Source organism: Aestuariivita boseongensis (assembly GCF_001262635.1).
Taxonomy (GTDB): domain Bacteria; phylum Pseudomonadota; class Alphaproteobacteria; order Rhodobacterales; family Rhodobacteraceae; genus Aestuariivita; species Aestuariivita boseongensis.
In genome coordinates this window covers 1-11,881 of sequence record NZ_JXYH01000010.1, presented here as the reverse complement: position 1 = coordinate 11,881, position 11,881 = coordinate 1, and the positions used below count along the sequence as shown (strand labels likewise).

General features: G+C 61.0%; 11 protein-coding genes. 7 read left to right on the top strand and 4 right to left on the bottom strand.

Going from position 1 to position 11,881, the window contains the following annotated elements; all coding sequences use genetic code 11:
* Positions 1-43: 43 nt before the first annotated feature.
* Positions 44-1,738: a sulfatase-like hydrolase/transferase gene (locus tag TR61_RS05920; RefSeq protein WP_050928984.1), complete on the bottom strand. Its 1,695-nt coding sequence runs from the start codon at positions 1,736-1,738 to the stop codon at positions 44-46.
* A 72-nt stretch (positions 1,739-1,810) separates the two neighbouring features.
* The gene (gene bhcR, locus TR61_RS05915; RefSeq protein ID WP_050928983.1) at positions 1,811-2,647 is read right to left on the bottom strand and encodes an HTH-type transcriptional regulator BhcR; all 837 of its coding nucleotides are present in this window, start codon (positions 2,645-2,647) and stop codon (positions 1,811-1,813) included.
* A gap of 161 nt (positions 2,648-2,808) precedes the next feature.
* Here bhcR and bhcA point away from each other — a divergent pair, with 161 nt between their 5' ends.
* The 5 genes from bhcA to TR61_RS05890 all read left to right on the top strand — a co-directional run bounded on the left by bhcA (position 2,809) and on the right by TR61_RS05890 (position 8,294).
* Positions 2,809-3,999, top strand: coding sequence for an L-aspartate--glyoxylate aminotransferase BhcA (gene bhcA / locus TR61_RS05910; protein WP_050928982.1), 1,191 nt, complete (start codon positions 2,809-2,811; stop codon positions 3,997-3,999).
* Complete coding sequence (bhcB, locus tag TR61_RS05905; RefSeq protein ID WP_050928981.1) at positions 3,996-4,967, top strand: beta-hydroxyaspartate dehydratase BhcB; 972 nt, start codon at positions 3,996-3,998, stop codon at positions 4,965-4,967. The genes bhcA and bhcB overlap by 4 nt, the downstream gene beginning before the upstream one ends.
* Before the next feature lie 73 nt (positions 4,968-5,040).
* On the top strand, positions 5,041-6,204 hold the full coding sequence (gene bhcC / locus TR61_RS05900; RefSeq protein WP_050928980.1) for a 3-hydroxy-D-aspartate aldolase BhcC: 1,164 nt from the start codon (positions 5,041-5,043) through the stop codon (positions 6,202-6,204).
* Entirely contained in the window at positions 6,204-7,202 is a 999-nt protein-coding gene (bhcD, locus tag TR61_RS05895) for an iminosuccinate reductase BhcD (protein ID WP_245626828.1), read from the top strand. Before bhcC ends, bhcD begins: the two co-directional genes overlap by 1 nt.
* Positions 7,203-7,304: 102 nt before the next feature.
* Positions 7,305-8,294 (top strand): type I glyceraldehyde-3-phosphate dehydrogenase, encoded by a 990-nt coding sequence (locus tag TR61_RS05890; RefSeq protein ID WP_082181859.1) that lies wholly within the window; start codon positions 7,305-7,307, stop codon positions 8,292-8,294.
* A 6-nt stretch (positions 8,295-8,300) separates the two neighbouring features.
* Here TR61_RS05890 and TR61_RS05885 read toward each other — a convergent pair whose 3' ends face one another.
* Positions 8,301-8,690 carry a carboxymuconolactone decarboxylase family protein gene (locus TR61_RS05885; protein ID WP_050928979.1) on the bottom strand — a complete coding sequence of 130 codons (390 nt, stop codon included), beginning with the start codon at positions 8,688-8,690 and terminating at the stop codon, positions 8,301-8,303.
* Positions 8,691-8,967: 277 nt separating this feature from the next.
* Between TR61_RS05885 and TR61_RS05880 the strand changes: the two genes are divergently transcribed.
* Positions 8,968-9,735 (top strand): HAD-IIB family hydrolase, encoded by a 768-nt coding sequence (locus tag TR61_RS05880; RefSeq protein ID WP_082181867.1) that lies wholly within the window; start codon positions 8,968-8,970, stop codon positions 9,733-9,735.
* 15 nt (positions 9,736-9,750) lie between these two features.
* Positions 9,751-10,974 (top strand): glycosyltransferase family protein, encoded by a 1,224-nt coding sequence (locus TR61_RS05875; protein WP_050928977.1) that lies wholly within the window; start codon positions 9,751-9,753, stop codon positions 10,972-10,974.
* A gap of 155 nt (positions 10,975-11,129) precedes the next feature.
* Here TR61_RS05875 and TR61_RS05870 read toward each other — a convergent pair.
* Positions 11,130-11,881 (bottom strand): hypothetical protein (locus TR61_RS05870; RefSeq protein WP_050928976.1); only part of this gene is annotated, 752 nt, incomplete at its 5' end.

The window sequence follows — 11,881 nt, the reverse complement described above, 5'->3', positions numbered from 1 at the left end:
TTTGGAGCCAGAAAGAAGCAGGGAACGCGCCCGGTCGGCAGGATCAGTCGTCGGAGGTGCGGACGGGGTTGCCGTGACGGTTGGTCCAATGGGGGGCCTTGCGGCCACGGTATTTCACGGTGGTCTCAGGGCTGGCGTCATCTTCGTCATAGACACCCAGCACGATCCCCTTGCGGCCCGACTTCCCGCGCATTGCGATCAGCTGGTCCTTGGACCGAGTGGTGCGCTGGGAGGGGCGGCGCGCCCAGGCAAAAAGCTTGTCATACATCTGGTCGATGATGGGTTGATGATCCGGGCTGTCGCCGAGGTCGGTCAGCTCATCGGGGTCATTTCTCAGGTCAAACAGGATGGGCCGGTAGCCGCCTTCGCAATGGATCAGTTTCCACTCTTCCGTGGCGATCATGAACATCACCGCATCGCGCACATCCACGTTCAGTTTGGGTGACAGAGGCGATCCGGAGTAATCGTATTCGCAGATCACATAGTCGCGTTTCGTGGCTCTGGCTGAGCCGTGCAGGATGGGCATCAGGCTTTCGCCTTCAAGGATGTGATCGGCGGGCTTTGCACCGGCCAGCTCGACAAAGGTTGGGGCCAGGTCGATGGATTCCACCAGCGCGTCGCAGGTCGTTCCGCGTGTGGCGTCGGCCTGTTCCGAGGGATCGTAGATGATCAGTGGCACCTTGGTTGAGGTGTCGTGGAAGAAGGTCTTTTCGCCCATCCAGTGATCGCCAAGGTAGTCCCCGTGATCGGAGGTCAGCACGATCATGGTGTCCTCCATCCGGCCGGTTTTCTCCAGCCAGTCGAAGAGGACACCCATCTGATCATCGCATTGCTTGATCAGCCCCATATAGGCGGGGATCACCGCCTCGCGCACATGTTGCTGGGAGAAGCTTTCGCCGATCTTGGTGGTCATGAAGGCCTTGAGGACCGGGTGGGCATTGTCGAATTCGGCTTGCGCGCGTACCGGCGGGAGCACCTGATTGGGCCCGTACATATCACAATAGGGCTCGGGCACGATGTAAGGCCAGTGCGGCTTGATATAGCTGAGGTGCAGGCACCAGGGGGCGTCGCCTGCCTGTTCGATGAACTCCATGCCGCGGCGGGTCATATAGGGGGTCTCGCTGTCGGATTCCTCGATATTGGCGGCCATGGGTGAGTTTTTGAGGAACCAGCCCGACAGGACATTGCCATCGTCATCGAGGGCGGAATTGGCAAAGTCATGCCAGGGGTTGTCGCTGTCATAGCCCTTGGATTGCAGGTATTTATTGTATTCCTTCGCGCCATCGGGGTCATAGGATCCATCCGGCCCTTCGGGCAGCATGCCGTCGTCACGCTCAAAGACGTCAAAGCCGCATTCCGCCACGCGGGCGCCGATGATGCTGTCAGGCTCCAGCCCCAGACGCGCCATACCTTCGGCGTCAGCCGCCATATGGGTCTTGCCTACCAGCCAGCAATCCATGCCTGCGCGGCGCAAATGATCGCCCATCGTCATTTCCCCCACTTTCAGCGGGATGTTGTTCCACGACGCGCCATGGGAATGCACATAGCGCCCGGTATAGGTCGACATGCGCGAGGCGCCGCAGATGGGCGACTGGATGTAAGCGCGGGTAAAGCGGACACCCATCGCCGCGAGCCGGTCGATATGGGGCGTTTCCAGATGGGGATGGCCATAGCAGCTGAGGTAATCCCAGCGCAGCTGATCGAACATGATGAACAGGATATTCTTTGCCTTGGCCATGATGCCCCCCTCGTCCTGTCTGGGATGGGGCCGGAAAAAGCCCCGCTTGGCAAGCCCTTGGGGTTATCTAATTCATGGCCGATCCGCACCGATGGCCCGCGACAGGTCAGCTGCCGCTTGGGAGACTTGTTCGCCGAAGCCCGCGATCATGTGATCGACAATCCGGCTGGACGGGCCAGAGACGGAAATGCCGGCCACCACATCGCCATAGGCATCAAAGACGGGGGCCGCGACGCAGCGCATGCCTTCGTTCCGTTCTTCTGCATCGATGGAATATCCGCGGTCGCGCGTGGCGGCCAGATCGGCTTTCAGCATGTCAGGATCGGTCAGCGTGTGAGGCGTGAATTGATCCAGCCCATGTTCGGCAATTATGCCATCCAGCCGCGCATCGCTGAGCTGCGCCATCAACGCCTTGCCAATGCCTGAAGAATGCATGGGCGAGAGCGTGCCGGGAGGAAAGAACGCACGGATGGAGGCATGGGTCTCGACCTGGCTGAGAAACAGAACCTGTCCCGCGCGCTCCATCCCCAGATTGGCGGTTTCGCCTGTGGCCTCCATCAACTGACGCAGGATGGGGCGCGCCCGTTCAACCAGATTGGTCCGCCGCAGAAAGCGGGATCCGATCAGGAAGGCGCGCGCGCCAATATTCCAAAGCTGTTCGGTGGGGTTGAATTCGACCATGCCGCGGCCTTCCAGCGTGATCAGCACGCGGTAGACGGTGGCAGGGGATTGGTCGGCTTCGGCTGCGAGTTCCGACAGGGTCGCGCCGCCCATGTCCGACAGGGTTTCAAGGACTTCCAGCGCGCGGTCCAGCGACTTGATCGTGTTCTGCGCGGTCTTGTCATGCCAGTCGCGCGGACGGCCCCGGGCACGGCGCGATTCTGCGATCTGAGGGGGCTCTTCCGCCATTGCGATTCCTTTATGAAAAAGTTTTTCATATTATGAAAAATATAAGGCACTGTAATCAAGACATTTTTTAATCTTTCCCGGTTTTGAAAAACTTTTTCAAAAAAATTGAGCGCGCGGCAGGATGCCCTCATAAAGCGTCAACCCAAGCGACGGAGGACGCGATGAGTTTTCAGAACCCGGTTTTTATTCCAGGCCCGACCAATATTCCCGAAGTGATCCGCAAGGCGTGCGACATGCCGACGATCGACCACCGGTCGCCGCTGTTTGCCACCATTCTGCACCCCGCTTTGGACGGTGTGCGCGCGGTCATGAAGCAAACCAAGGGTGAAACTTTCATCTTTCCCGCGTCGGGCACTGGCGGCTGGGAAACGGCGCTGAGCAACACGCTGAACCCGGGCGATACCGTTTTGGCGGCGCGCAACGGGATGTTCAGCCACAAATGGATCGACATGTGCCAGCGCTTTGGCCTGAAGGTGCGTCAGGTGGATGTCACCTGGGGCGAGGGTCTGCCTGTGGCCACCTTCGAAGAGATCCTGCGCGACGATACCGCTGGTGAGATCAAGGCTGTTCTGGCCACGCATAACGAAACCGCCACTGGTGTTGTGTCTGACGTGGGCGGTTTGCGCCGCGCGATGGATGCGGCGGGTCATGGCGCGCTTTTGCTGGTGGACGGCGTGAGCTCCATCGGGTCGATGGATTTCCAGTTTGACGACTGGGGCGTGGACGTGGCGGTGACCGGCTCTCAGAAGGGCTTTATGCTGCCTGCCGGTCTGGCCATCGTGGGCTTTTCCGAAAAGGCGGTGGCCGCGTCGAAAACCAACAGCCTGCCGCGCACCTTCTGGTCGATTGACGACATGCGCAACGGCTATGCGGCCAATGCTTACCCCTACACACCTGCCGTGGGCCTGATGAATGGCCTGAAGTTGGCAACCGAGATGTTGTTGGGCGAAGGTCTGGACAATGTGTTTGCGCGCCATGCCCGCATCGCCGAAGGTGTGCGCGCCGCGACCTTTGCCTGGGGCATGAAACCCTGCGCGGTCAGCCCGGATCTTTATTCGAACACTGTTACGGCCATTCGTACGCCCGAGGGGTTCAACGCCTCTGACATCGTTGCGCGCGCCGCGCAGGAATACGGCATGGCGTTCGGCACCGGCCTAGGCGACGTGGCGGGCAAGGTGTTCCGCATCGGTCACCTGGGATCGCTGACAGACGCTATGGCGCTGTCGGGCATTGCCACGGCTGAAATGGTGATGGCTGATCTGGGCCTGCCGATCCAGTTGGGATCAGGCGTGGCCGCGGCACAGGAAATCTATCGTCACGGAAACACGAGCCAGAGGATGGCAGCACAATGAAAGACATGACACCTTCCACCATCCCCACCTTCCAGGACATGCTGGACGCGCATGAGCGGATCAAACCGTTTATTCATTGCACGCCGGTCCTGACCTCGTCCTATTTCAACGACCTAGTAGGCGCCGAGCTGTTCTTTAAGTGTGAGAACTTCCAGAAAGCGGGTGCCTTCAAGGTCCGTGGCGCATCGAACGCGGTGTTCGGTCTGTCGGATGAGATGGCTGAACGTGGCGTGGCGACCCATTCCTCGGGCAACCACGCGCTCAGCTTAAGCTATGCCGCAGGGCGGCGGGGCATTCCGTGCCACGTCGTGATGCCGCGCACGGCACCGGAGGCCAAGAAAGCCGCCGTTCGTGGATATGGCGGGATCATCACGGAATGTGAGCCGTCCACCAGCTCACGCGAAGAGGTGTTCGCTGACGTGCAGGCCAAGACAGGCGCGGAATTCGTGCACCCCTATAACGACCCGCGCGTGATCGCCGGGCAGGGGACATGTAGCCGTGAGTTCATGGAGCAGACGGGCGGCGTTGACATGATGGTGGCCCCCATTGGTGGCGGCGGCATGATCTCGGGCACCTGCCTGACGCTGTCGAACATGGCGCCCGAAGTTGAGATCATCGCGTCCGAGCCCGAACAGGCTGACGACGCCTATCGCAGCTTCAAGGCGGGTCACATCATCGCCGATGATGCGCCGCAGACGATTGCCGATGGTCTGAAAGTGCCGCTGAAGGAGCTGACCTGGCATTTCGTGTCGAACCACGTGACCGACATCCTGACCGCCTCGGAACAGGAAATCATCGACGCCATGAAACTGACCTGGCAGCGGATGAAGATCGTAATGGAGCCCAGCTGCGCCGTGCCATTGGCGACGATCCTGAAGAACAAGGAGCGTTTCGCAGGCAAGCGTGTGGGCGTGATCATCACCGGCGGCAATGTCGATCTGGCGAAACTTCCGTGGATGGCGGGCTGAAGCCCGCCCTACCGCATATTCCGTAGGCCGGGCTTCAGCCCGACACACCCCTAAAACATTGGGAGCGATAGAAATGAAAGATATGACCAACCTCGACGAATACGAAGTCGGCTATGACATCCCAGCACTGCCGGGCATGGATGAGGCAGACATCCAGACACCCGCGCTGGTCCTCGACCTGGACTCGCTGGAGCGGAACATCAAGAAAATGGGCGACTACGCCAAGGCCCACGGCATGCGCCACCGGGTGCACGGCAAGATGCACAAATCGGTTGATGTGGCCAAGCTGCAGGTCGAACTGGGCGGAGCCTGTGGCGTCTGCTGCCAGAAGGTGTCCGAGGCCGAAGTCTTCGCCCGCGGCGGCATCAAGGACGTGCTGGTGTCGAACCAAGTCCGCGACCCGGCCAAGATCGACCGTCTGGCGCGCATGCCGAAACTGGGTGCACGCACCATCTGCTGTGTGGATGATCTGGCCAATGTGGCCGATCTGTCGGCAGCCGCGCAAAAGCACGGCACGGAAATCGAATGCCTGGTGGAGATCGACTGCGGCGCGGGCCGCTGCGGTGTGACCACCACGCCGGAAGTTGTGGAAATCGCCAAGGCGATCGATGCAGCCGAAGGGCTGAAATTCGCCGGCATCCAAGCCTATCAGGGCGCGATGCAGCACATGGACAGCTATGACGATCGCAAAGCCAAGATCGACATCGCCGTGGCCATGGTGAAAGACGCGGTCGACACGCTGAAAGCGGACGGTCTGGAGTGTGACATCGTCGGCGGCGGCGGCACGGGCTCTTACTACTTCGAGTCGAACTCGGGTGTGTATAACGAGCTGCAGTGTGGATCGTATGCCTTCATGGATGCCGACTATGGCCGCATCCTCGACAAAGACGGCAAGCGCATCGACCAGGGCGAATGGGAAAACGCGCTGTTCCTGCTGGCCTCTGTGATGAGCCACGCGAAGGCCGACAAAGCCATCGTGGACGCAGGCCTCAAGGCGCAATCCGTCGATAGCGGCCTGCCGGTGATCTATGGCCGGACGGACGTGGAATACGTCAAATGCTCGGACGAGCATGGCGTGGTCTCTGACCCCGATGGCGTTCTGAAGGTGAACGACAAGCTGAAACTGGTGCCCGGCCACTGCGACCCGACCTGCAACGTGCATGACTGGTATGTCGGCGTGCGGAACGGCAAGGTGGAAGCCGTCTGGCCGGTCTCGGCACGTGGGCGGGCCTACTGATGGGACTGGACGGAGCCATGACCGACAGCGCCGTCACCATCGTGCCCGAAGGCGAAATCGCGGGGCTTATCACCCCGCAAATCGCCTTCGACGCGGTCGAGGCTACCTTTGCCGCCATGTCGCGCAAATCGGCCTATAACTTCCCGGTGATCCGCGAATCCATCGGCCATGCTGATGCGCTTTACGGCTTCAAATCAGGCTTTGATCGCGACAGCCTTGCGCTGGGTCTGAAATCGGGCGGCTATTGGCCGGGGAACGAGGCGAAGGGTCTCACCAACCACCAATCTACCGTGATCCTGTTCGATGCCGATACCGGCAAGGTGAAGGCTCTGGTAGGTGGCAACCTGCTGACCGCTTTGCGCACCGCTGCGGCTTCGGCCGTGTCGATCAAGCATCTGGCGCGCGAAGACGCCAAGGTGCTGGGCATGATCGGCGCGGGCCATCAATCGGCCTTCCAGATGCGCGCGGCTGTCGCTCAGCGCAATTTCGAAAAGGTCGTGGGCTGGAACTACCACCCCGAGATGCTCTCGCGTCTGGAAGACACCGCGACAGAGCTGGGTCTGCCGTTCGAGGCCGTGTCGCTGGAAGAGTTGGGCGCGCAATCGGATGTCATCATTTCGATCACCTCGTCCTTCGCGCCGTCCCTGTTGGATGCGCATGTCAAACCCGGCACGCATATCGCGGCCATGGGCACCGACACCAAGGGCAAGCAAGAGATCGATGCACCCATCCTCGCCCGTGCCACCGTCTTCACCGACGAGATCGCGCAGTCGATCACCATTGGCGAGGCGCAGCATGCGATTGCCGACGGTTCCCTGACCGAGGGTCAGATCACCGAGATCGGCGCGGTCATTAACGGCGATCATGCAGGGCGGACCAGCGCGGATGAGATCACCGTCTTTGACGGCACTGGCGTTGGCCTGCAGGATCTAGCGGTTGCGCGTGTGGCCGTGGATCTGGCGCAGGCGAAAGGCGTCGCCTCGAAGGTGGACTTCTAAGCGAGCAGAAACTGGCGCTGGCCCCGGCGGGCAGCGTGACATAGATCGGAGCGGGCAGACCTAGCATTGGGTCTGCCCGTTTTCTGTCGGAAGGTCGAATTTATGCCTGACACCATCACGCTGGCCATCAACGGGCTGGGCCGGATCGGCCGCACGATCCTGCGTCAGATCGCGATGCAGGGGGCGGACAGCCCGTTTCGGGTTGCCCATCTGAACGATATCGCGCCGTTGGAGACGCTGGCCTATCTGCTGCGGTTTGATTCCGTCTTCGGGCCCTTTCCCGGGCAGATCGATGTGGAGGGCGATGTTCTGGTGTTGAACGGTGCGCGCATCCCCTTCAGCCGTTCGCCCGACCTGATGGTCGATCTCACTGGGGTGGATCTGCTGTTGGAATGCACCGGCAAGGCCAAGACGCGCGACTGGGCCGAGCGCGGGTTGGACCGAGGGGCGAAGGCGGTTCTGATCTCTGGCCCGTCCCCGGCAGCGGATGTCACCGCCGTTCTGGGCGCGAATGAAGAGGTGATGGCGGGGCATCGCATCGTGTCGAATGCATCATGCACCACCAATGCGCTGGCCCCGCTGATCAAGGCGATGGATGACGCCTGGGGAATCGAGACGGCGCATATGACGACGATCCATTGCTATACCGGCAGCCAGCCGATGATCGACGCGCCGCGCGATGATCTGGCGCGCAGCCGGGCGGGGGCATTGTCGATGGTGCCCACCACAACAAGCGCGACCCAGCTGATTGACGATGTGCTGCCCCATCTGGCGGGCCGGATCACCGGGGCGGCGGTGCGGGTGCCGACAGCGAGCGTGTCGGCGGTGGATATTGTGTTGCAGGCGCGCAGCTTGCCGGAGGATGTAGTCGGGGCACTGAGGGCAATGGCGGAGGCGTCGCCAGTGATGGGCTGGACGGACTGGCCCAATGTGTCGTCGGACCTGCGGGCGCGGCCTGAATCGGTGATTTTGGCCCTGCCAGAGACCAAGCAGGTGGGTGACAAGCAACTGCGCGTCTTTGGCTGGTACGACAACGAATGGGGCTTTTCGGCGCGCATGCTGGATATGGCGCAGCGCTTCGAATTTGATTGAGCGGGCCTAGAGGCGGCCCTCAGCCTCCAGCACTTTGCGCGCGGCGCGGAAGCATTCAAGGCCCTGCGGCACGCCGCAATAGATCGCGATCACGTGGATGATCGCGCGGATTTCCTCGGCGGTGACGCCGTTGTTGAGCGCGCCCTGGCAGTGCAATTCCCATTCGGTCATTTTGCCCAAAGCGCCGATCATCGACAGGTTCATCATCGAGCGCGTTTTGGCGTCGATCACATCGTCACCCCAGCCAAATCCCCAGCACCAGGCTGTCATCGCCTCCTGAAAGGGTCGGGTGAAATCATCGGCATTGGCCAGGCTGTTTTCGACATATTCGGCACCCAGGGTGGCTTTGCGTTTTTCCAGCCCTTTCAGAAAGAGATCCTCGTCGAAGCTGCTCATGGTTGCGGTGCCTTTTGCTTGTGTCGGGTGTGGGTCAGGCTGCACGGACGGATTGCGCTTGGCAAGCGATGCCTTGCGAGGGGCGCTGCCCCTCGCGCTCCCCGGGATATTTGAGAACCCAAAGACGGGGCGGCTGTGTGCTTAATAATTGGGCGAAGTTTGCACTTTGCTTGTCATTTAAGCGGAAATTGACGGCTCAGATGTTCAAATTCTAGGCAAAAGCCGTCACACCCGAGGCGTGTCCGCAAATGCTGCCCTCTCTGATCCTGCCGCTGACGTGATCGTTTTTACCGATCTCGACGGGACATTGCTGGACCATTCCAGCTATGACTATGCGCCCGCATTACCAACGCTCGACCGGTTGCGCAGGGCGGGAATTCCTCTGGTGTTGGCCAGTTCCAAAACGGCGGCAGAGATGGTTCCGCTGCGGCGCGAGCTGGGATTTGAGACCTGCCCGTTGATCTGCGAAAACGGGGCGGGTGTGGTTGCGCCGGGCGAGACCGGAGATGAGATCGCAGGCCCCTATTCCGACCTGCGCAAAGCGTTGGACAAGGTGGATCCACCCCTGCGCATATGCTTTGAAGGGTTTGGCGACATGGAACCCGCGCGCATCAGCGAGGTGACGGGCCTGCCACTGGACCAGGCACTGCTAGCGGCACGGCGCGCATTTTCCGAGCCGGGGATCTGGACCGGGAGTGATACCGAACGCGACGCATTTCTGGCACAACTTTCTTACCAGGGTATTACCGCCAGGCACGGTGGCCGGTTTCTGACGCTGAGCTTTGGGGCCACCAAGGCAGATCAGATGGCACATATCACAGCGGAAATGAGCCGGTCGGTGACTATTTCGCTGGGGGATGCGCCGAACGATGCGGACATGCTGCGCGCGGCGGATTACGCCATTGTCTTGCCGAATGCGCAGGGACATCCTGTGGAGGTGGCCGAGGATGGCGGGGCGCGGGTCTTGCGGGCTGCACTGTCCGGGCCTGCGGGGTGGAACGCCGCGCTGGGTGACCTGCTTACCGAGCTGGGTGTCACAGACTAAGAAGGGGGACGCCAGTTGGCGGATTTTCATCAGAACGGAAACATCGCGACGCTGCACAATCTGCGGTCTGGGACACCTCAGTTGATGGAGCATACGGTCAGCACTTTTGCCCAGTTCCGCAAGATCACACTGATCCTGCCCTCGCTTTATTCCGAGCTTGAGGCGCCGGCTTTGGACAATATTGTCAAGGAGTTGGCCCAAGTCCCCTATCTGCATCGCATCATCATCGGGCTGGACAGGGCTGACCGCGATCAGTTTGCGCATGCGGTCGAGTATTTCTCGCGCCTGCCGCAGGAGCACGTGGTGATCTGGAATGACAGCCCCCGCCAGAAAGAGATTGGCGCGCGGTTGGAAAAGATGGGGCTGTATCCGTCAGAGCCCGGCAAGGGCAAGAACGTCTGGACCTGTTTGGGCTATCTGATGGCGTGTCAGGACAGTGCCGTGGTGGCGATCCATGATTGCGACATCACCACCTACAAGCGCGAGATGCTGACGCGGTTGGTCTATCCAGTGGCGAACCCGAATTTCCCCTATCAGCTGGCCAAAGGGTATTACCCGCGCATCGGCAATGGGTCGATGAACGGGCGGGTGACGCGGTTGCTGGTGAGCCCCTTGCTGATCGCGTTGAAGAAGGTGATTGGGGATCGCGATTACATCGATTACCTGCGGTCGTTCCGGTATCCTCTATCCGGCGAATTTGCCATGCGGACCAGTATGTTACCCGATCTGCGGATCCCGTCGGATTGGGGGTTGGAGATCGGTGTGCTGTCCGAAGCCTGGCGCAATCTGGCGCCGAAATCCGTCTGCCAGGTCGAGATTGCTGACGCTTATGATCACAAGCATCAGGAGCTGAGCGCGGAGGATGCGACCACCGGGTTGAACCGGATGTCTACGGATATTTGTAAGGCGATTTTTCGTAAATTGGCGGCGGATGGGACGGTGTTTACCACCCATATTTTCCGCACGCTGAAGGCCACTTATTACCGGACTGCGCTCGATTTGCTGGAAAGCTATTACAATGATGCGGCGATGAACGGGCTGAGTATCGACCGCCACAAGGAAGAGCAAAGCATTGAACTTTTTGCAGAAAATATCATGCGGGCGGGGCAGGTGTTTCTGGATAATCCGTCGGAAACACCCTTCATCGCGACATGGAGCCGGGTGCATGCCGCTGATCCTGATCTGATGCGGGACATGCTGTTGGCGGTGGCGGCGGATCACGACGATCTGAAGGGGTGAGGCCGCCGAATGACGTGTGCACAGAGTGAGCACGGCCCATGCACAACCCGTACACTATTTGGTCTGTCTGATGTGGGCCCGCCCCATCCCGGGCTTGACCCGGGATCTCTGTTCGCGAAGGGGAGGCCCCGGATCAGGTCCGGGGCAGGCGGGGCTTAGTCGAACGTGCCCGCCACGCGGCCCAGCAGCATGAAGGCGCGCGCGGTGCGGGTTTCGCCAAGCGCCTGGATATCGGCATCGGTTGCTGTCTTCTCGAACTCGGCCAGCATGCGGTCGAACTTGCGCAGGAAGTGATGCGCGGCGTCGCGGAAGATCGGATCCTGTTTCATCCGCCCCGATGTCAGCGCGAGCGACGAGCGGTCGCGGATGCCCCCCAGCCCGGCCACAGCGCGGCCACGGGTGCCTGTGGCGAAGGCGCGCCAGACTTCCGGGCGGGCCATGTCGGGGCGCAGATCGTCCATATAGATGCCGTCCTGGCTGAGCAGTGTCAGCACGTCCTGCGCGGCCTGGATCATTTGCGAGGTGTTGCGGTCTTTCAATGCGCGGCGCAGGGCGGTGAAGCCGGCCTCATCCTCGGCGGTTTCGGGGAAATTCAGCGCGCGGATGAAATCGCTGGTTTCCAGCGGTGGGGACAGCTCTTCGGCGGGGGTGCCAAGCTCAAGCCGCCCCTGATCTTCCAGCGGGCCTGCCGGTTCGGGCTGCGGCGCCGGGTGGCTGCGCATCTCGCGCCGGATGGTCGAGAAGGTGGCCAGCGCGGTTTCGGTTTTCTTGGTGGTCTCGGCGATCTCTTCCAGCTTTTTGGCGACCGAATTCGTGTCGCCACTGATCGCGCCGCGCTGCTGCTGGGTCAGATAGGCCTGGCGGATCGCGTCGATGGCCGATTGCAGGCGCTGGCTTTCCTCGCGCA